Origin of the sequence: Ruegeria arenilitoris (assembly GCF_013035315.1) — a bacterium.
Lineage (GTDB): Bacteria > Pseudomonadota > Alphaproteobacteria > Rhodobacterales > Rhodobacteraceae > Ruegeria > Ruegeria arenilitoris_D.
This window is the reverse complement of the sequence record NZ_WQHP01000001.1, coordinates 709,434-729,081: the sequence shown is the minus strand read 5'-3', so window position 1 is coordinate 729,081 and position 19,648 is coordinate 709,434. Positions and strand designations below refer to the sequence as shown.

Genomic DNA, 19,648 nt, shown 5'->3' with positions numbered 1-19,648 from the left:
CAAAGCGTCTTCAGAACACGGATCTGAACCGCTCAGGGATTACAAATGTGTTCTGACCGCTGAATTTTGCGTGTCTCCAGATTTGGCGTCTCTCTTCCAATCTCCATTTCCGCCTCATTAGCTTGCGCAAACGATCAAACGAAAAACCATCTTGTTCCGGTGGGCCAAATTTCGCGAAGCCTTGAAGTTCCGCGTCTACCTGCTCGACAGGCTGCATCCAGCCTGCACCCGCCACCCCTCTGACAATGTCTGAGTCCGTGTTGGTAACGTGCAGATAGCGTTGTTTTTGGCGCTCTAGGAGGGTGTCGCGATCAAAGAACCGCAAGTGAAACAAAAAGAGGTCCGAGGATAAATTCAGACGGGGATAGTCTGAGTAGTGTTGACCAAGGCTCCAACGTAAGGGCCTTCGGGTGATGCACGGTTTACAATAGACTGCATTGGCCCGCCCGTGAATGCGTTGTTCCAAAACAGGGCGACTAGGGTCTAGCGCGGGTTCCAGATCGACGCGGTGTATGACTTCTATAGCGAATGGGGTAATCACCTCTTCGCTGGTACGCTGTTGGATGTATTCCACCGGATTGTCACCAACCAGCGGGTCCAGAACGACTAATTCATCGACGTCCCCGCCCATGACCACATCAAAGCGGTAGGTCAGAGAGCTGACGAAGTGAGAAAGAAAACTCCAGCGCCTTTTGTCCCATCCTCGACCGGGCTGGCTTTTGGGTAACGTGACCACCTGACAGCCTTGTAGACAATCGGGCAATGAACTGTCCGCGCCGTCGACCAAAATAAACAGGTTTTCACGCGGTACGAACCGCTCATAATAGGCGACCCAAAGTGCGAGAAAGAACTCTTCATTTCGGACCATCGTCCAGATCGCTACGTTTTGGGGCACGATTTTCCGTTCGAATTCAAACCACTTCCTATGGGGTTTTAAGTACATGACAGGGATATTTTGGTCCACCCAAGTCTGCATTTAGGGTGGTTTGGTCCGTGTGGGAAATGTGGCGGGACCACCAGTCAACCGTGCGGTGTGATTCCCGAGGACCTGTATGTACAGGTGGGCGCCAGGTAATCAGGCCAGGACCTGAACAGAGCCAGCCCCCTCGGAATTGCTTAAGGCCACCAGAATGCTACCAATCACAAGAAGGGCAGAACCCGCCAAGGGCTTAACTAGGGTGCGTCGGGGCTTTGCGCAAGGGGGCTGGCCCTACAGTTTCCATTCAATCCGGCGACGATGTTGTATTGCGCGCTAGTTGAACCTTGGATTTTGTGGAACTCTTGTTCCGCTTGCTTTTTGTTCATGAATTGTTCACATTTCCCATATGACACTGGATCTGCAACCCGGACAGAGGCTCGCGCGCGGGGTCTCGCGCCACCTATTAACGCATGGCTTTGTATCTGTTGAGGAATTTGTCCCGGCACGCGGTTTGCGCGTGGATGTGATGGGCCTGGGGCCAAAGGGCGAGCTTTGGGTGATCGAGTGTAAATCAAGCCGGGCCGATTATCTGTCGGATTCCAAGTGGCAGGGCTATTTGGAGTGGTGTGACCGTTTTTTTTGGGCGGTCGATACCGAGTTCCCGACCGAGCTGCTGCCGACGGAAACCGGCCTTATCATTGCCGATGCATATGACGCGGAAATTGTCCGCATGGCGCCCGAGGACAAGGTTGCTCCGGCGCGGCGGAAGAAGATGATCCAGAAGTTCGCAATAGACACCGCTCGCAGGCTGCAGGCGTTGCGCGATCCCAGACTGTAAGGGTCAGCTTTTGACGGCCCGAGCAGCTTGCGCGGCAGCGCGGATTTCGTCCGCAATCTCTTCGGCTTCTTCGGGGTCGAAATCCATCGGTATCTCGATATTTTCGGCCTCGATGAACAGGCGCACCATTCCATGATCGGTCGGGCCGATCTGCAGGTTTGCCTGAATGTCACGTTCGGTGTTGATGCCCATGTTCGCCTCCGGGACTGAGCGTTCGTGCTAGCGCGCAAAAGGTTGAGAATCAAGCCGCCTTTGCGGTCTGCTATGGCATGGAAGAGATTCGGATCAGAGCTTTCCGCGCGACAGATGCACCTTGGCTGGTTGAACAGCATGGCCGCCTGTACCAAAGGGACGAGGGGTTTGATGACACCTTTGCGCCTCTGGTGGAGCGGATCCTGGCCGAGTTCGTAGCCTCGCATGACCCACAGCGTGAACGCGGATGGATTGCCGAACAGGCAGGTGCGCGGCTGGGCAGTATATTCTGCGTTGCGCTGGACGATCACACCGCGAAACTGAGGTTGTTTCTGCTGCTGCCCGAGGCGCGAGGGCAGGGGCTGGGCAAATGGTTGTTGCAGACCTGCATGGCGTTTGCGCGCAGCGTGGGATACCAGGAAATGGCGCTCTGGACCCATGAAAGCCACCGGGCGGCGTGTGGGTTGTACAGGGCGTCTGGCTGGCAGCTAACGGGCAGCAAAAAGGTTCACTCGTTCGGGGTCGATCTTGTCGAACAAAGCTGGAAAATTCGTCTTTAATCCTCTTGCATTCCCCTGGCGCGTTCGGTACATCGCCCCTCACGAGTGCCGCCTTAGCTCAGTTGGTTAGAGCGCTGGATTGTGGATCCAGAGGTCCCCTGTTCAAGCCAGGGAGGCGGTACCATCTCCCTCAAATCGTCAGCGTGTTTCGGACTTTGACCAAGCCGATTTTTGCGCAAAAAAACCGGACCCAAAGGCCCGGTTTAGAAAAGACGTGAGTGCCGTTCTTAACGTGCCAGGTTCAGACGGAACCGCATCTTGGCTTTTCTGGCTGTGGGTAGGTGCCGGTTCAGCCGTTTGTTGATCAGCCCAAACACACCAACGATCACCAGCGTCAACAGGATGAAGTAGAAGGCGAGAATCGGGTAAGGGATGAACGGATTGAAGGTCTTGTCCGCGAAATAGCTGGCATAGTACAGCGCGTCACCACGCTGTTGCCAAGCCGGGAACGCCGAGAAGAACACCAGCGTGGTGGCGTGGAACAGGAAGATTGCCTCGTTCGTGTAGGCAGGCCACGCAAGGCGCAGCATCGTGGGCCAGATGATCCGGCGGAACCGCGACCAACCGGACATGCCATAGGCATCAGCGGCCTCGATATCGCCTTTGGGGATCGATCGTAGTGCGCCATAGAAGATCTCGCCCGAATAGGCCGCGGTGTTCAGGAACAGAACGATCAGCGCCCCCAGCCAGGCCGACGTCAGCGCGTCGAACATGGGGTAGGACTTCTTCAGCGACAGGAAGAAGAAGTAGGCAAAGAAGAACTGGATGAACAGCGGCGAGCCGCGGAAGATAAAGATGAACCACTCGGACGGCTTGCGTAGCCATTTGTTGGTGGATGCTTTGCCCAAGGCCACGGCGGTGGCCAGAAAGAACCCGGTCGCCAGCGCCATGATGCCGAAATAGATATTCCAGATCATGCCTGACCCGATCAGGGTGAACTGCTCACACAGAGTGAAATCATTGCGCGGTAGCAGACGTTCGCCGAGGCCGATGGAGCGCAGCCCATAGTCCTGGATGGTTTGGATGCAGCTCATGCGGTTGTCTCCTTACGCAGAAGCTCTCCACCCGATGTGGCCTGACCGTGAGACAAGCGACGCATCAGCTTTTCAAGTCCGATTTCCGAGACACGGGTCATACCAAGATAGAAGATCAACAGCGCCAGGAAGTACCACATGCGCCAGTCGCCATGGGGGTATTGCGTGAATTTCGAGGTCTTTGTGCCGCCCAATTCCCGGGCCCAATAGACGATGTCTTCGATACCCAGTAGGAACAACAAGGGCGTGGCTTTGATCAGCACCATCCACAGGTTCGACAGGCCGGGCAGGGCATAGACCCACATCTGCGGCACAAGAATGCGCCAGAAAGTCTGGCGCGGGGACAAGCCATAGGCGGCGGCCGTTTCCAACTGTGCATGCGGTACTGCCCGCATACCGCCAAATAGCACATTGGCCGCAAAGGCTCCGAACACGATCGAGAATGTGATTACCGCCAGGAAAAACCCATAGGTTTCATGCACCCATTCCGGTGCTGTGCTCAGCGGCAGTTTTGCCGATTGGCAGACGATAAAGTCATTGCCCTGACGGATCGGGTCCGTCCAGTCGGGGCAAAGAACCTTGTGACGCATCCATTCAAAGGCCTGATCCAGGGCGATCACAAAGAACATGAAGAAGGCGATGTCTGGCACGCCGCGCACGATGGCGATGTAACCTTTACCCAGCCAACTGACAGGCGGGATATGTGATCGGGCGGCCATCGCACCCACGAACCCGAACCCCAGCGCAACAGGCGCCGTGACGGCCAGCAACAGCAAGACCTTCAGGAACGAAAGGTAAAACGACCAGTGGACGCCGTTGGTCAGATAGCAGGAAAACCAACGTAACGTTCCCAGCGTATCGGGATCAGTGCAGAACGAGAAAATGGCGGGCCTCTTGAGGTGCTAAGGCTCAGGGGCGGCGCGCCCCGATATTGGGGGCGCGCAACCTGGTTCAAATCAGAAGGTCGAGGACACTTCCCACTTGGTGATCAGCTCGTTCAGGCTGCCGTCGTCCTTCATGGACTGGATAGCCGTGTTGAACTTTTCTTTCAGCTCGCCATCCGACTCGCGGACACCAATGCCGACACCACCGCCCAGCGGAACGTCTTCGGCAACAAAGCGCAGGTCTGCGTCTTCATCGGCGATCGGAGCCAGGAACGACTTGTCGGCCAGTACAGCGTCGGCTTCGCCATTGCGAACAGCCGCGATGGTTTCCTCGGGGCTTGCGAACTCGACCAGAGTTGCACCCGATTCCGCGATGTATGCGGCCTGAATGGTGCCGGTCTGCGCAGCGACAACGCCGTTGGCGACGTCAACATCGTCCGAAACGGCGACGTAAGCGGACGGATCCGGCGGCGTGTAGTTCTGGGTGAAGTCGATCACCTCGTCGCGCTCGTCGGTGATAGACATGCCCGCGATGATGACGTCATAGTTGCCCGAGACCAGGTTCGGAATGATCGAATCCCAGTCATTCTTGACCCATTCGCATTCCAGGTTGGCGCGCTTGCACAGCTCATCGCCCAGCTCACGCTCGAAACCGTCGATCTCGCCGGCGTCATTGATGAAGTTCCACGGAGGGTAGGCGCCCTCGGTGCCCATGCGGACGGTATCGGCCATCGCCATACCAGCGCTCAGCGCCAGTGCAGCTGTGGTCAGAACTAGTTTTTTCATTGGATACTCCCCTAGTTAATTCTGTCCTGATTTTATGCCGCCTTGGTGGCGGATAGGAAGCCCTGAAGTCGCGCAGATTCAGGGGTCGTGAAGATGTCTTCCGGCAGGCCTTCCTCTTCGATCAGGCCCTGGTGCAGGAACACCACGTGGCTTGAAATATCGGCGGCCATTTTCATGTCATGCGTCACGATGATCATGGTGCGGCCTTCGGCAGCCAGATCCTTGATCACCTTGATAACTTCCTGTTCCAGCTCAGGGTCCAGCGCCGAGGTCGGTTCGTCGAACAAAAGCGCCTCAGGCTCCATGCACAGGCCGCGCGCAATCGCGGCTCGCTGCTGCTGACCGCCAGAAAGTTGCGCCGGGTAGACGTCGCATTTGTCACCGATGCCGACCTTTTCCAGATACCTGCGCGCGCTGTCCTCAACCTCGGCCTTGTCGCGGCCCATGACGGTCACCGGGGCCTCCATCACGTTCTGAAGGATGGTCATGTGGGCCCACAGGTTGAACTGCTGAAACACCATCGACAGGTTGGTGCGGATGCGCAGAACTTGTTTCGGATCGGCTGGGCGACGGTTGTGCGCGTTTCCGGTCCAGCGGACCGGTTCGCCCTTAAACAGGATCTCGCCCTGTTGGCTGTCTTCCAGCAGGTTGCAGCATCGCAGCAACGTCGATTTACCCGACCCCGACGAGCCGATCAACGATACGACATCGCCGCGTCTGGCGGTGATATCCACACCTTTGAGCACCTCAAGATTGCCAAAGCTCTTGTGTAGGTTCTTGATCTCGATGACCGGAGTGGAATCTGTCACGGGTGGTCCAGCTGTTGTTGGTGTTGGTGCGGTACTAGGGCTTAAAAATCAGCGCAATGCAATGCGCAAATGACAGAGAACGGGCTATTAACTGTCAAATTGACCAGACGTTCTGATCAAATTGGCTAGGGATCAAGCAATCTGTCTGCGTCGGGTGCAGGATTGGGAACCGCAAGGTAGCGTTCAGCTGGAATTTCGATCAGGTCACGCACACGCAGCAGGCCTTGATCTGCGGGGGAAAGATCTTGAATGGCGGCCCGAACCGCCCTTGCGATTTCTGCTGCGTCCTGGCCCTTGGCGGTGATATAGGGCAGGGTCGGGGTCGGTTCGGTGGCTGCGACCTCTCTCAGCGTCTCGCCAAGCTTCGAATGGTCTTTCAGAAGTTCCCAGGTCAGCGCATCCAGCGCTGCATAGTCTGCCGGTCCGTCCGCGACGGCGGCGGCCGAAGCCGCATGGCCGCCGGTTTCCAGCACTTCCTTTGGCAGGCGGCTGTGGCGTGACAAATGAACTATCGGAGCAGCCCAACCGGACTGAGACAGGCGCTCATTGTATGCAAAGGTGCCCTCGGCCAACTGATTCAGGTCGCGGGAATCATCTTTTCTGGCCACGAATATGGATCGATAAAAGCCCGGCGGGCACCCGGCCAAGCCGTAATCCGGCGTGCCCACAAGATGAACTTTGCCGTGCAAACAGGTGCGATAGGGCATGCCGCAGGTTTGCGAAAAGACAAGATCGGGGCTGTTCCAAACTTCCCAGACATCCGCCCCTCGGGTGAGGTGCGAAGGGCCAAAGCCCAGATGAGCCCGAATCAATGACCAAAATCGGTCATTGGCGGGCTGCAGCGCGGGCATGTCATACATGCCCAGCGTTGCGATCACGATTTGGCCGCCTTTTGGCGTGCCAGTGCCGAATCCACGTCGCTGACCCCCAGAAGGCTAACCACCAGACGCAGCAGCGAATCTTCTTCGCCCGTGCGGTGTCCATCGGCGAGGGCAACCGACCACATCGCCTGAACGACCGCCAAGCGATCATCATAGGGGACGGCCTCTTTGATCGCGCGGGTAAAGCGAACGGTATCAGGGGCCTCGGCCTCAAGGTCTTCGGCGCGGGCGCGCAGGCCTGCTGCTTCGAAAGGGGATAGACCATAACGTTCGCCAGAAATCCGGTCGATTCGTGCCATCTCGCTGTCGGCATAGTCATTGTCGGATCGGGCGATGCGCACAAGAAGGGCCGTCAGGGCCAAGCGAGCGTCATCATCGGCAAGTGGATCGGGCTGAGGCTGCGTGAGCCGGGACAGAAAATCGCTAAACATGAGCTAGATATAGAAGCGGATTAGGTCTGTTCCAAGCGCGATTGCACCCGCTCGCGCGCTTGCTGGCTGTCGTTAAAACTCAGCCCCATCGCGATGCGGGCTTCCTCTACGATCTTCATCTCACCCTCGTCCGAGTTGCCATCCGCCAGGACGACCTCCCACAGCGCATCCAGCGCGGCCAGACGCTCTTGCAAGTCGGTGGTCTCGCGGATCAGCTTGCCGAATGTGTCGGTCTCGGGCGCGGCGGCATGCAGTTTTTCGCAGGTTGCGCGAACCTTTGCGGCTTCGATCGCGTTATGCTGATAAAGCCGCGCAAGAATGCGGTCGATCAGGCTGATTTCCTCTAGCTTATAGTCCCGATCTGCCTGCGCGACGCGCACCATCAGGGCACCCAATGCCAATTCGGCATCCGGATCGGGCAATTGGTTGTGTTGGGGCGGGCGGAAAGCCTGAAGAAATTTTTTTAACATGGCACGAGGTTATTCCATATTTTGTAGTCCGCCAAGCGCTGACTACCCGTCATAGCCTTGAATGGTCGCTTCCTTGCCGTTAACCGCGCAGATCACGAGCCCTGTTGCAGGGCCAGTTTGGCCTGTTCTTGCAGCCATGCCAGCATATGGCGATAGGGAACAGGCCCGTAGCTGATCCGGGCTACGCCCAATGACGCAAGGGTTGCGGTATCCGGTGTTCCGGGCAGGGCGATGATATTCACGGGCAAATCGGTCGAATCGCATAGCTTTGCGATCATGCCTTCATCCTTTAGCCCCGGCGCAAAGAACCCGCTGGCACCTGCATCTGCGTAGGCTTCGGCGCGGGCCATGGCATCATCCAGCATCGCCGTATCATGCGTTTCGGGAGCAGCCTTCAGGAAAATGTCAGTGCGCGCATTGATGAACGCCGGGATGCCTGCCACATCGCACCCTTCGCGCAGGGCAGCAACGCGAGCGGCCTGCGTCTCGATGTCATACAAATCTTTGCTGCCAACAATCTGATCTTCGAAGTTAAAGCCGACCACGCCGGTCTGCAGCGCGGCTTGGGCGTTGGCGATTATGCCCATGGGGCTTTCGGCATAGCCCCCTTCGAAATCCAGCGAAACGGGCAGGTCAACGGCACCAACGATCCTGCCGGCATTGTCCAGGGCGACCTCCATCGGGATGTTCTGACCGTCTGCAAAGCCCTGCGCCATTGCAACAGGGGCACTGCCGGTTGCCAAGGCCTTGGCGCCTGCGTCCCGCACGGCCCCGGCGCTGCCTGCGTCCCATATATTGTAAAGGATGACCGGATCGCCTTTCTTGTGAAGGCTGGCAAAGGTTTCCACGCGCTGGATTTGATCGGTCATTTGTGAGGCTCCTGTCGTGATCTGCCCAACATTAACCACCACGGGGCAAACCCGCGTAGCGTTTTTTGACCTAGCAACGTCACTTTGAGGTGACGAACGGAAAAGGGCCAGCGGTTGCTGGCCCTGCTATAGCGACTTTTCCATGTTGGCTGAATACTCAGCCCTCGTTGGCCGTGCCAGAAACATACCGGGCACTGAATGCTGACTCGCCCAACCGCTTGAGCAGCGACAGCTCGGTCTCCAACCACGCCTTGTGGCCTTCTTCCTCAAGCAAGATGCGCTCGAAAAGAGTGCGGGAGCCAACATCACCGACCTCGGCCGCTTGTGCCGCAGCTTTGGTATAGAAGTCGATTGCTTCCATCTCGTCTTTCAGGTCGGTGGAAAACATCTCTTCCAGATTGTCCGCAGCTTTGGGACTTTTCTGTAGCTCAAGCTCGGGCGTGCCGCTGAGAAACAGGATGCGTTCGATAAAGGCATCCGAATGGCCCAGCTCTTCCTGCATCTCGCCGCGCATCTTTTCGGCCAGAATATCCAAACCCCAGTCGTTCAGCACATGCGCGTGCAACTGGTACTGATGCGCCGCAGTCATTTCCATATGAAGCGCTTGTTGAAGGTTCGTGATCGTTGTCGCGTTGCTCATCGGAAAAACTCCTGAATCTTTGAACTGCATTCAATCTGCATGGCAGGTGGCCTGCCTGTTCAAATAGTTAGGAGGTTACACCCCGCAACACAATGCGGGGTGACAGTCCGACACAGACAACCTCAGACGAGGCGCGAGGTGTCTTTCGCCGCGCGCACAAAGTCGCGGAACAGGGGGTGCGGATCAAACGGTTTGGATTTCAGTTCCGGGTGATACTGAACGCCGATGAACCACGGATGATCCGACCATTCAACGATTTCCGGCAAGCGGCCATCGGGCGACATGCCCGAGAAGTTGAGACCGGCTTTTTCAAGCTGCTCGCGGTATTTGATATCCACCTCATAGCGGTGACGGTGACGTTCTTCGATATTGGTGCCGCCATAGACTTCGGCCACTTTCGACCCTTCGGCCAGCACCGCATCATAGGCACCCAAACGCATGGTGCCGCCTTTGTCGTCGCCGACTTTACGTTCGACCTTGTGGTTGCCCTGTACCCATTCCTTCAGGTGATAAACAACGGGCTCGAAGCGTTTTTTACCGGCTTCGTGATCGAATTCTTCAGACCCGGCCTCTTTGATTCCAGCCGCATTTCGAGCCGCTTCGATCACGGCCATCTGCATGCCGAGACAAATACCCAGATATGGCACCTTATGCTCGCGCGCATATTGCGCGGCCTTGATCTTGCCTTCGGTGCCACGTTCGCCAAAGCCGCCGGGAACGAGGATCGCATGGAACCCTTCCAGATGCGGGGCCGCGTCTTCGGTGTCGAATACTTCGGCATCAACCCATTCGACTTTGACCTTGACCCGGTTGGCCATGCCGCCATGGGTCAGGGCCTCGGCAATCGACTTATAGGCGTCTTCCAACTGGGTGTATTTGCCGACAATGGCGACTTTGACTTCGCCTTCGGCGTTGTGAATCCGGTCGCTGACATCTTCCCACTTGGCCAGATCGGGTTTGGGGGCAGGGCTGATCTGGAACGCATCCAGAACCGCCTGATCCAGACCTTCGCGGTGATAGGCCAGAGGGGCGTCGTAGATTGTAGACAGGTCCTGAGCCGCGATCACGCTGTCGGGGCGCACGTTGCAGAATAGTGCCAGTTTTTCACGTTCTTTAGCCGGGATCGGACCTTCGGACCGACAGACCAGAATGTCGGGGGCCAAACCAATCGAACGAAGTTCCTTCACAGAGTGCTGGGTCGGCTTGGTTTTCAGTTCGCCCGAGGCCTTAATGTAGGGCAGCAGCGTCAGGTGCATGAAAATACACTGACCGCGTGGCTTGTCCTGGCTGAATTGGCGAATAGCCTCAAAGAAGGGCAGGCCTTCGATATCGCCTACGGTGCCGCCGATCTCACACAGCATGAAATCAACCTCATCCTCGCCGATGGAGATGAAGTCTTTAATTTCGTTGGTGACGTGCGGGATCACCTGAATGGTCTTGCCGAGGTAATCCCCACGGCGTTCCTTCTCGAGCACGTTGGAATAAATCCGGCCCGAGCTGACCGAGTCGGTCTTGCGTGCAGCCACTCCGGTGAAGCGCTCATAATGGCCGAGGTCCAGATCAGTTTCAGCCCCGTCATCGGTCACGAACACTTCGCCATGTTCAAACGGCGACATCGTACCCGGATCGACGTTCAGATAGGGGTCCAGCTTACGCAGACGCACCGAATATCCCCGAGCCTGCAACAGCGCGCCCAACGCCGCCGAAGCCAGTCCTTTGCCCAAGGATGAAACCACACCACCAGTGATGAAAATAAAACGCGCCATGTTTTCGGCTGCTCCCGTGAGACGTCAAAATCAGCTGCCCGACGGTTCCGAAAAACCGCTGCATCACGGGACTTCACGTATAAAGGATTCGCGCCAATAGCGCAAGAGAACCGCAAGATGCTGTTGCAGTCCTCTTTCAGGTTTCTAGGTTTTGTGGATCAGTTGGCCTGCGGGATCAGCGGCGCGTTGTCGCCCTGTGCCGGAGGCAACAGATCATCAGCCGACGGAACCGCCGGTGTGCTTTCTTCGGTCGGAGCCGGGGCCGGAACGCCCAAACGGTCAATCACGGAGCTGCCCGAAGATTTCTGAGCGGCCAGAATGGTCAGCGTGATCGAGGTCACGATAAAACAAGCGGCCAGAATCCACGTTACCTTGCCCAAAGCGGTCGCTGCAGCGCGTCCGGTCATGGCACCGCCGCCACCGCCGCCCATGCCAAGGCCACCGCCTTCGGACCGCTGCATCAGAACAACGGCAATCAGGCCAAGGGCCAAGAGGAGGTGGATGATGAGAACGACGTTTTCCATGGTCTTCCTGTGCGGCGTGACGTGTATCGCGTGGTACTTATGCAAGTTTGGTTCCGGGGGCAAGGGAGGAGTTGGCATCAAGATTGGTGATGCGTCAGATCACGTCAAAGGGACTGGACAGAAAGGCCGCGCCTCGCGCAGGCTGCGGCCATGCCACATGACGATCACGACCACCCGCACGCCCTTTTGCCGCCTGAACCCGCCTTGCGCGTCAAAGCCCTGGAAACGATTCTGACCCGCAAAGGGCTGATCGATCCGGCTGCTTTGGATGAGATCATTGATACCTATCAGAACAAGATCGGTCCGCAGAACGGCGCGCGGGTCGTTGCCAAGGCCTGGCGCGACCCTGATTTCAAATCTGCGCTGCTCAAAGACGCGACATCGGTTGTAGCCGATCTGTGTTATTACGGTCGGCAGGGCGAGCATATGGTTGTTGTCGAGAATACACCCGAGCAACACAACATGGTCGTCTGCACACTGTGCAGCTGTTACCCGTGGCCCCTGCTGGGCATCCCGCCCGGTTGGTACAAGTCCGACGCCTATCGCGCCCGAGCCGTTCGGGAACCGCGCAAGGTTCTGGCCGAGTTTGGGGTCAGTTTGCCTGCAACGAGCTCTGTTCGCGTGTGGGATTCGACGGCCGAGATTCGGTACCTCGTTCTGCCTATGCGTCCGGACGGAACAGATGGTCTGTCGGAAGATGAACTGGCAGCGTTGGTGACCCGGGACAGCATGATTGGCACCGGACTGCCAAAGGTGCCATCATGACCCGCGTACACGACATGGGGGGGCGGTTCGGTGATGGGCCCGTGCACCCTGACCCCGACGACGCCCCGGTTTTCGCCGAAGAGTGGCACGGTCGGGCACTGGCGGTGACTCTGGCCGCTGGATCGCTTGGTCAGTGGAACATTGACATATCCCGCCATGCACGCGAGCGCCTGTCTCCAAAGGATTATTCTCGGTTTTCCTATTATGAGAAATGGATTTCGGCTTTGGCCGACCTGTTGGTCGAAACCGGGGTGCTCTCCGAAGAGGACTTGCGCGGCCAAACGAGTGACGAAGCGCACCCATTGGCAAACCGAGCGCTGAAGGCCGAGGCTGTTGCAGGCGTTTTGGCCAATGGCGGGCCAGCGGATCGCCCGTCGAACGTCCCTGTCAAATTTGAGATCGGGCAAGAGGTGGTGACCGCCCGCCCCGCTGCAAACCGCCTTGTTGATGGCGGGCATACACGGTTGCCAATCTACGCTGCAGGGGCCAAAGGGCGCATCCTCATGGTGCATGGTACACACGTGCTGCCCGATTCAAGCGCACATCAACTGGGCGAAGCCCCGGAACCGCTTTATGCCGTAGTCTTTCCCGCGTCCCAGCTTTGGGCGAACCCGGAGCATCCGGAAGATGAGGTGGTTCTGGACCTCTGGCAAAGTTACCTGGAGCCGCTATGAGCGAATGCCTATCGTACGATGCCCCGGAACCAGTCTTTGCCGAGCCCTGGCACGCTCAGGTATTTGCTGTGACAGTCGCTTTGAACGAAGCTGGGCGATTTGCCTGGTCAGATTGGGCCGCGCGCTTCTCCGCCACTCTGAAACGCAACGGACTGCACCGTGAATTGAATGGCGGCGATGACTACTTTGGCGCATGGCTCGAAACGCTCGAGGCGCTTTTGGTCGAGCAGGGATCCGCAGCCCTTGGTGACGTGAGCCAATTGCGCGACAAGTGGGAAGAGGCTTACCTGACCACGCCCCACGGGCAGCCGGTGCGGTTGGCAGGCGAGTAGGGGGCTCTGCCCCCGCCGCCCTTCGGGCGACTCCCCCGAGGTATTTTCAGCCAAATGAACAAGGGATCCGAGGCTTCATCTGGCTAAAAATACCTCCGCCGGAGGCATCGTGCAGAGCACGATTGCTGCATGCGTCGAATTACCGGTTTCCCTACAGCTTGCGCGCCGCTATATGAGCCGAGTTTGATAACTCAGCGCAAAAGGACCGGATATGGCCAACGTGGTTGTTGTCGGCGCCCAATGGGGTGACGAAGGAAAAGGCAAGATCGTCGACTGGCTCAGCGAGCGGGCAGACGTGATTGCACGTTTTCAGGGCGGACATAACGCCGGCCATACACTGGTCATCGATGGCGAGGTCTACAAGCTGCACGCGTTGCCTTCGGGCGTGGTGCGCGGCGGCAAGCTGAGCGTTATTGGCAACGGTGTAGTTCTGGACCCTTGGCACCTGATCAAAGAGATCGCAACGATCCGGGCGCAGGGCGTCGATATCTCGCCTGAGACGCTGATGATTGCGGAAAACACACCCCTGATCCTGCCGATTCATGGCGAGCTTGACCGTGCGCGTGAAGAAGCCGCAAGCAAAGGCACCAAGATCGGAACCACTGGTCGTGGCATCGGCCCGGCTTATGAAGACAAGGTTGGTCGCCGTTCGGTCCGCGTTGCCGATCTGGCGGACGAAGCGACGCTGGAGGCGCGCGTCGATCGGGCGCTGCAGCACCACGACCCGCTGCGTAAGGGCCTGGGGATCGAGCCGGTCGACCGGGATGCGCTGATCGCTCAGCTGAAAGAAATCGCCGGGGAAATCCTGCCGTTTGCCGCCCCTGTATGGAAGGTCCTGAACGAAAAGCGCAAGGCCGGTAAGCGCATCCTTTTCGAGGGTGCTCAGGGTGCGCTGCTGGACATCGACTTTGGCACCTATCCCTTTGTGACGTCATCGAACGTGATCGCGGGCCAAGCGGCCACTGGGGTTGGTATCGGTCCGGGGTCGATCGACTTCGTTCTGGGCATTGTGAAGGCTTACACAACCCGCGTGGGTGAGGGGCCGTTCCCGACTGAACTTGACGATGACGACGGTCAGCGTCTGGGTGAGCGCGGTCATGAGTTCGGTACGACCACGGGCCGCAAGCGCCGCTGTGGTTGGTTTGACGCCTGCCTGGTGCGCCAGACCTGCGCGACCAGCGGTGTGAACGGTATTTCCTTGACCAAGTTGGACGTACTGGACGGGTTCGAGACCCTGAAGATTTGCGTAGGTTACGAACTGGATGGCGAACGTCTGGACTATCTGCCCACAGCTGCGGATCAGCAGGCACGTTGCGCGCCGATCTACGAAGAAATGCCGGGTTGGAGCGAATCCACCGAGGGCGCGCGCAGCTGGGCGGATCTGCCTGCCAATGCGATCAAATATGTGCGCCGGGTGGAAGAGCTGATCGAATGCCCTGTCGCCCTTCTGTCCACCAGCCCGGAGCGGGACGACACCATTCTGGTGACCGACCCGTTTGCTGACTGATGGCTGAAGAGCAAAAAAAGGGCCTGAGCTACAAGGCGCGCCGCCGCTGGTCTCTGGTGCTGTTGCTGGTTGGGCTGCCGCTTTACATCGTGGCGGTTGTGACGGTTGTAAACTGGTTGGACCGGCCGCCAATCTGGCTTGAGCTGCTGGTCTATATCGGCCTCGGTATCGTTTGGGCCTTGCCCTTTAAGTTCGTGTTCAAGGGCGTTGGGCAAGCCGACCCGGACCAGTCGCAGGACTGACCCAGTTTATCCGGCGTCTCGTTCCTGATCGAGGGGCCAACTGAGTATCGCGCGCGCGATCGCGTGATACTCGCCAGATATCTCCTCGGCCAGGCTGAACGGAGTTGGCCAAGGCGCGGCCAAGGTGGCCTCGACCTGTCCGGTGATCAGGTTCAAATCCGCTTTGTGTTTCATCGCCAGACGGCGCATTTTTTGGTTCGTCGCGAGACACAGCATGTGTACCTCGCGAATGCCACGGTTGCGGGCGGCGGTGATGATCCGGGACAACAGAGCATCCCCTACACCCAAGTCCTGCCAGGCTGGTTCAACTGTAAAAGCAGCTTCCGCCACATAGTTCTGGCTTTCCGGGACGATGTGCAGCTCTGCAACGCCGCGTAGCTGGGAATCCGGAAAGGCACCAAAGACCAGGGCGGCGGTATCAAACAGTTCGGCCAGATAGCGCTCGATGAATTCTGCACTGACCGGGGCACTGAACCGCGATCTGAGAGTGTCGCTGTCCAGGCTGTTGAAATGACTGACAACCTTGGCTTTGTCGTAAATTCGTAGACGTCGGATCGGTAGTTCATACATGGCGCAGCCTCTGTTTGAACAAGTGACGGGCAAGATCGTCCCCTTGTGATCCTAGCATCTTTCTGCGCTGCAGCATAGCTGCGGTTTGAACCGATCTAATGTCGCGTCTGTTATTCGTGCGCTACGCACAAAAAAGGGGCCGAAGACTACCTTCGGCCCCTTTAACTTAGAGTGACGTGTGCGTTTATCCTGCGGCGCGCTCGTCATCGGGGCGGAACCCGATCTGGTTCGATGCCGCGAAACGTCCACCACCTGCTTTTTCGATTTTTCCGTCGCGCAGCAACTGACCGAACGACCGCAGGCTTTCTTCGCGGTTGAATTCATCCTGCTTGAGCGAGCGGATCTTGTTCATCAACTGCGGACGCGAGAACTGCTCCTGGCCTTCGATGAACGAGAGGTAGGCTGCGGCGGCTTCCAGCAAGTCGGGCAGCGACTGCGCGCCTTGCTCTTGCGCGAACAGGGCAAAGCCGCCTTCTTCGTTGTTCTCGTCCTCAGATTGCGCGGTCACGCGGCGAGGGGTAACCGGTCCGGCTTCCTGATCCAGCGTGTCGATACGCTGTTCCGCGACCAGCTTGAGCGGTGCCGAAGTGTCCGACTGCGGGCGCATGCTGGTGACCTGAATCTCGGGGCGGCGTGGGCTAACGACCGAAGTCAGGTCGCCGCGGTAACCGCTTTCTTCGGATTCTTCGTCCTTGGACTGACTCGCGCGTTCCGCTTCGGTTGCCGCAACGGCTGTGCGCAAATGCGAATAGGTCTCGCGCTGCGTGCTGGTTGCCGGATCGTCCATCTGGCTGTCCGCCTTGTCCATCAGGCGCGACATGTCCTGATCCAGCGCAGTCTCATCCGGCGCGTCGCCCGACATAATGGCTTCGACTTTCGAGATCTCGCTCAGCACGTTCGCTTCGTCTGCTGCGGTCAGATAGCCTTCTTTGGCTTCATCGGCCTGATCTTCTTCGGCCTCTTCACCCAGGATATTGACCGGTTCGTCCGCTTCGGCAGTGTCCTCAAGATCAGTAAACAGGGCCGATGGCGCAGGCGCTTCTTCCTCGTCTTCGTACTCTTGATCCAGCGAGAGGGGCTGGGCCTGTTCTTCAGCTTCCTCTGCGTCTGTCTCTGCGACGGCGGTTTCTTCCGAGCTATCCTCGGTGAACTCTGCAGGGGTCTCCTCGACCTTTTCTGCGTCGGTTTCAACAGGCGCGGCTTCTTCTGCGGTTTCCGGTTCGACCTTCTCGGCCAGATCCGTCTCGTTCAACGAACCTGCTTCGAACGCAGCCGCTACCGCATCCATAGGGCCAGCTGACTGGTTCATCAGGCTGGTGTCTTCATCCTCGGCATACACAACCGAGTTCTCTTCGGAATGAGAAACAACGGCGCGAATGCGCTGCAGCTTGGCCGCGATGCTGTCTGCCGCCGGGGCGGGGGTCTCGTCGACCGGTTCGGCATCAGCGAAGAACGCTTCAGAGCTTTGGGCAGGAGGCGTGGTATTCAGCGGCGATTGCGCAGGTTCAGCTGCGGACGGTGTCGATGCGGCGACGGCAGCAGGTGCCGGTGCTTCGGCTTGCTGGGTTGCGCGCAGCAGCAGGCCGGATTCGTTCTGGCTGGCCTCTACATGTCTGGAAGCGTCGCGTTTGGCGATCCGCGCCAACATCTCAGCGTCAGGTTGTGGTGGTTCAGAACCGAAGTACCGATCATCGGCAGCAAGATCGCGGAAGTATTCTGCGATTGCTTTCATCGTTTCGAATGAATCGTCAAACCCTTCCAAAGTGCAGGAGAAGGTTCCATAAGAAACGGTCAATACCTTGTTGTTCTGTACCATCAGACGCACGTCCTCTACAAACTACGAGAGCCAACCAGAAATGTGCAGGCACACCCATTGGCTCGGAACTCTCTGCATGAACCTATCATTTTGTGGTCTCAATGTGTCCAAATCCGGGAAAAATGATCAATCTTCGAAAAAACCGCCCAATTGTACGGTCATTTGAGCCAATTGCGTTGGTCGGAGGGGGGCAAATTGGCCCGGACGACCTGAATCTGATGTTGATTCGCGCCAAAACGGTTGTGGCGGCCGACGGTGGCGCTGCGCCCTTGCTGGAATCAGGTCGTATCCCGGACGCGGTGATCGGCGATTTTGATTCGTTGCACAGCCGGTACAAAGACATGATCCCTGAAGATCGTTTGTATCCCATACGAGAACAAAACAGTACGGATTTTGACAAAGCGCTGCGCAGTATCGATGCACCCTTGGTTTTGGGTGCCGGATTTTTGGGGGGACGGCTGGACCATCAGCTTGCTGTGCTTAACGCTTTGGTTCAGCGGCAGGATCGCCCCTGTATTCTGATCGGAGAAACGGAGGTCGTCTTTCATGCGCCCCCCCGGATATCGTTCAGCCTGACTGCTGGCGATGTGGTTTCATTGTTTCCCTTTCAGCACGTCACGGGCACCAGCAAGGGGTTGGAATGGCCCATCGATGACCTTGTTCTGGAACCGGGCGCGCAGGTGGGTACGTCAAACCGCGCGCTTGCGGATCTGGAGCTTTCGGTGGACGGGCCGGGTCTGCTGGTGATGGTGCCCCGTTATGCGCTGGATCAGGTCATGCAGGCGTTTCTGTCGGAGCAGACCGGGCGCTGGCCCGCTCGCGTAGAATGACGTAAAGTCCCGCTGCGACGGTGATGGCGATGCCCGCTGCGGCGACGCCGTTTGGCAGGTCGTGAAATATCAGCCAGCCGAACAAGGTCGCCACCGGGATTTCAAGATATTGCATAGGCGCCAATGTGGCCGACGGCGCATAGCGCAGGGACCATGTCATGAAAAGGTGCGCGACGGTCCCCAGAACGCCGATCCCGATCAGCAACAGGTGGCTTTCGCTTGGCGGGACAATGAAGGACAGCGCCCAGACCTCACCCAGAGTTCCCAGTGCCAAAACAGGTAACAGCAGGACGGTGGCCATAACTCCGGACACTGCCTGCAGTGCGATCGGGTCGGTCTCCTTGGCGATTTGCCGGGTCACCAGCATGAACAGAGAAAAGACCACGGCCACAACCAGTGGCAATAGCGCCGCTGCGCCGACTTGAACAAAGCTCGGTTGGATGACCAGCAGGGTTCCGATGAAACCAACAAGGCAGGCTGTCAGGCGGCGCAGTCCGACCTCTTCGCCCAGTACGTACCGGCCAAGCAACAGCATGATGAAGGGCATCACAAAGGCGATCGCGACTGCGTCGGCCAGTGGCAGGAATTGCAGTGCGCTGAACATTGCAGCAATGCCAATGATGTGGAGGACGGTTCGGATGAATGCCAGCCGCAGGATACGCCCGCGCATGCGCCACGGCCGCCCGGTCAGGGTCACCAGTGGGATTAGGATCAGCGCCTGAACGGCAAAGCGGATGAAAACCAGAACGCCCACCGGCATCGTCTCGCCCAGCAGCTTGGCGATGGAGTCGCCCAGCGGAGCAAGCACACAGAAACCAAGCATCAAGATGATGCCAAAGACGGGACGATCCTGAGTCATACTGCGACGCTAGGGCTTTTGACGCCCGGTTGAAAGCACCTAAGGCAGCGGTTGTACCTTTGTGTAATCTGGTCCGATGCACACGGGCAGGTCATCGTCCAGTTTCAGCCAATCCAGCCTCTCTTCGTGTGCGACGTGCAGTGTGGGCTGCAACTGGTTGGGATCGTCCAGTGTGGCGACATACAGGTGCAGTACATCAGACATGGATTGCGACCGGAACGAAATCGGAGTGCCGCAATGTGGGCAAAAGCTGCGTTCGACACCGGGGGAAGAGTTGAAGACCTTTGGGGCTTCGCCAGTCCAGCGCCATTGTCCGTCGCGCACACCGAAATAGGTGGTCATCGGCGCGGCGCATTGCCTGCGGCAACTGTCGCAGTGACAGCTCACGCAGGACAGGACCGGAGGATCAACTTCGTACCTGATGGTACCGCACAGGCAGTGTCCTTGCAT

The 19,648-nt window shown here is 58.1% G+C and carries 25 protein-coding genes and 1 tRNA gene; 9 read left to right on the top strand and 17 right to left on the bottom strand.

The features are described from left to right. Positions 1–10 precede the first annotated feature (10 nt). On the bottom strand, positions 11–964 hold the full coding sequence (locus GOV53_RS03585; protein WP_170464317.1) for a hypothetical protein: 954 nt from the start codon (positions 962–964) through the stop codon (positions 11–13). 361 nt (positions 965–1,325) lie between these two features. Here GOV53_RS03585 and GOV53_RS03580 point away from each other — a divergent pair, with 361 nt between their 5' ends. Then, positions 1,326–1,757: an MmcB family DNA repair protein gene (locus GOV53_RS03580; protein WP_170464316.1), complete on the top strand. Its 432-nt coding sequence runs from the start codon at positions 1,326–1,328 to the stop codon at positions 1,755–1,757. 3 nt (positions 1,758–1,760) lie between these two features. Here GOV53_RS03580 and GOV53_RS03575 read toward each other — a convergent pair whose 3' ends face one another. After that, positions 1,761–1,949, bottom strand: a complete 189-nt coding sequence (locus GOV53_RS03575) for a DUF6324 family protein (RefSeq protein ID WP_170464315.1) — start codon at positions 1,947–1,949, stop codon at positions 1,761–1,763. 77 nt (positions 1,950–2,026) lie between these two features. Between GOV53_RS03575 and GOV53_RS03570 the strand changes: the two genes are divergently transcribed. Both GOV53_RS03570 and GOV53_RS03565 read left to right on the top strand, forming a co-directional pair. Further along, complete coding sequence (locus GOV53_RS03570) at positions 2,027–2,509, top strand: GNAT family N-acetyltransferase (protein ID WP_170464314.1); 483 nt, start codon at positions 2,027–2,029, stop codon at positions 2,507–2,509. A 47-nt stretch (positions 2,510–2,556) separates the two neighbouring features. Continuing rightward, positions 2,557–2,633 (top strand) — tRNA-His (locus GOV53_RS03565). A gap of 103 nt (positions 2,634–2,736) precedes the next feature. On the opposite strand, the gene GOV53_RS03560 is transcribed toward GOV53_RS03565, so the two are convergent. The 11 genes from GOV53_RS03560 to secG form a co-directional block, all read right to left on the bottom strand. Then, a complete protein-coding gene (locus GOV53_RS03560) occupies positions 2,737–3,543 on the bottom strand; it encodes an ABC transporter permease (protein WP_170464313.1) in 807 nt (268 codons plus the stop codon). Beyond that, a complete protein-coding gene (locus GOV53_RS03555) occupies positions 3,540–4,427 on the bottom strand; it encodes an ABC transporter permease (protein WP_170464527.1) in 888 nt (295 codons plus the stop codon). The genes GOV53_RS03560 and GOV53_RS03555 overlap by 4 nt, the downstream gene beginning before the upstream one ends. Before the next feature lie 72 nt (positions 4,428–4,499). Further along, positions 4,500–5,213 carry a transporter substrate-binding domain-containing protein gene (locus GOV53_RS03550; protein WP_170422028.1) on the bottom strand — a complete coding sequence of 238 codons (714 nt, stop codon included), beginning with the start codon at positions 5,211–5,213 and terminating at the stop codon, positions 4,500–4,502. A gap of 32 nt (positions 5,214–5,245) precedes the next feature. Then, a complete protein-coding gene (locus GOV53_RS03545; RefSeq protein ID WP_170422024.1) occupies positions 5,246–6,022 on the bottom strand; it encodes an ABC transporter ATP-binding protein in 777 nt (258 codons plus the stop codon). A 125-nt stretch (positions 6,023–6,147) separates the two neighbouring features. Next, entirely contained in the window at positions 6,148–6,900 is a 753-nt protein-coding gene (locus GOV53_RS03540) for a phosphate/phosphite/phosphonate ABC transporter substrate-binding protein (RefSeq protein WP_170464312.1), read from the bottom strand. Next, the gene (locus tag GOV53_RS03535; RefSeq protein WP_170422018.1) at positions 6,897–7,334 is read right to left on the bottom strand and encodes a TerB family tellurite resistance protein; all 438 of its coding nucleotides are present in this window, start codon (positions 7,332–7,334) and stop codon (positions 6,897–6,899) included. Before GOV53_RS03535 ends, GOV53_RS03540 begins: the two co-directional genes overlap by 4 nt. A 20-nt stretch (positions 7,335–7,354) precedes the next feature. Beyond that, complete coding sequence (locus GOV53_RS03530) at positions 7,355–7,804, bottom strand: TerB family tellurite resistance protein (protein WP_170464311.1); 450 nt, start codon at positions 7,802–7,804, stop codon at positions 7,355–7,357. 92 nt (positions 7,805–7,896) lie between these two features. Continuing rightward, on the bottom strand, positions 7,897–8,673 hold the full coding sequence (locus GOV53_RS03525) for an isocitrate lyase/PEP mutase family protein (protein ID WP_170464310.1): 777 nt from the start codon (positions 8,671–8,673) through the stop codon (positions 7,897–7,899). Between the two features lie 157 nt (positions 8,674–8,830). Then, positions 8,831–9,313, bottom strand: a complete 483-nt coding sequence (locus GOV53_RS03520) for a bacterioferritin (RefSeq protein ID WP_170464309.1) — start codon at positions 9,311–9,313, stop codon at positions 8,831–8,833. Positions 9,314–9,435: 122 nt separating this feature from the next. Further along, positions 9,436–11,079, bottom strand: coding sequence for a CTP synthase (locus GOV53_RS03515; protein WP_170422006.1), 1,644 nt, complete (start codon positions 11,077–11,079; stop codon positions 9,436–9,438). A 158-nt stretch (positions 11,080–11,237) separates the two neighbouring features. Next, positions 11,238–11,603, bottom strand: coding sequence for a preprotein translocase subunit SecG (gene secG, locus GOV53_RS03510; protein WP_170464308.1), 366 nt, complete (start codon positions 11,601–11,603; stop codon positions 11,238–11,240). Between the two features lie 150 nt (positions 11,604–11,753). On the opposite strand from secG, the gene nthA reads away from it, so the two are divergent. From nthA to GOV53_RS03485, 5 genes are all read left to right on the top strand, one after another. Then, the gene (gene nthA, locus GOV53_RS03505) at positions 11,754–12,368 is read left to right on the top strand and encodes a nitrile hydratase subunit alpha (protein ID WP_170464307.1); all 615 of its coding nucleotides are present in this window, start codon (positions 11,754–11,756) and stop codon (positions 12,366–12,368) included. After that, positions 12,365–13,042, top strand: a complete 678-nt coding sequence (gene nthB / locus GOV53_RS03500) for a nitrile hydratase subunit beta (RefSeq protein ID WP_170464306.1) — start codon at positions 12,365–12,367, stop codon at positions 13,040–13,042. The genes nthA and nthB overlap by 4 nt, the downstream gene beginning before the upstream one ends. Continuing rightward, positions 13,039–13,374, top strand: coding sequence for a nitrile hydratase accessory protein (locus tag GOV53_RS03495; protein ID WP_170464305.1), 336 nt, complete (start codon positions 13,039–13,041; stop codon positions 13,372–13,374). Before nthB ends, GOV53_RS03495 begins: the two co-directional genes overlap by 4 nt. Before the next feature lie 211 nt (positions 13,375–13,585). Continuing rightward, positions 13,586–14,881 carry an adenylosuccinate synthase gene (locus tag GOV53_RS03490; protein ID WP_170464304.1) on the top strand — a complete coding sequence of 432 codons (1,296 nt, stop codon included), beginning with the start codon at positions 13,586–13,588 and terminating at the stop codon, positions 14,879–14,881. Next, positions 14,881–15,123, top strand: coding sequence for a DUF2842 domain-containing protein (locus tag GOV53_RS03485; RefSeq protein WP_170421992.1), 243 nt, complete (start codon positions 14,881–14,883; stop codon positions 15,121–15,123). The genes GOV53_RS03490 and GOV53_RS03485 overlap by 1 nt, the downstream gene beginning before the upstream one ends. A gap of 6 nt (positions 15,124–15,129) precedes the next feature. Here the strand turns inward: GOV53_RS03485 and GOV53_RS03480 are convergent, their stop codons facing one another. Together GOV53_RS03480 and GOV53_RS03475 are read right to left on the bottom strand one after the other, a co-directional pair. Beyond that, positions 15,130–15,693 carry a GNAT family N-acetyltransferase gene (locus GOV53_RS03480; RefSeq protein ID WP_170464303.1) on the bottom strand — a complete coding sequence of 188 codons (564 nt, stop codon included), beginning with the start codon at positions 15,691–15,693 and terminating at the stop codon, positions 15,130–15,132. 184 nt (positions 15,694–15,877) lie between these two features. Then, a complete protein-coding gene (locus GOV53_RS03475; RefSeq protein WP_170464302.1) occupies positions 15,878–17,509 on the bottom strand; it encodes a hypothetical protein in 1,632 nt (543 codons plus the stop codon). 101 nt (positions 17,510–17,610) lie between these two features. Here GOV53_RS03475 and GOV53_RS03470 point away from each other — a divergent pair, with 101 nt between their 5' ends. After that, the gene (locus tag GOV53_RS03470) at positions 17,611–18,339 is read left to right on the top strand and encodes a thiamine diphosphokinase (RefSeq protein WP_367648745.1); all 729 of its coding nucleotides are present in this window, start codon (positions 17,611–17,613) and stop codon (positions 18,337–18,339) included. On the opposite strand, the gene GOV53_RS03465 is transcribed toward GOV53_RS03470, so the two are convergent. Continuing rightward, a complete protein-coding gene (locus GOV53_RS03465) occupies positions 18,284–19,198 on the bottom strand; it encodes a DMT family transporter (RefSeq protein WP_170464300.1) in 915 nt (304 codons plus the stop codon). The genes GOV53_RS03470 and GOV53_RS03465 overlap by 56 nt on opposite strands. Positions 19,199–19,237: 39 nt before the next feature. Continuing rightward, a complete protein-coding gene (locus GOV53_RS03460; protein WP_170421978.1) occupies positions 19,238–19,648 on the bottom strand; it encodes a GFA family protein in 411 nt (136 codons plus the stop codon).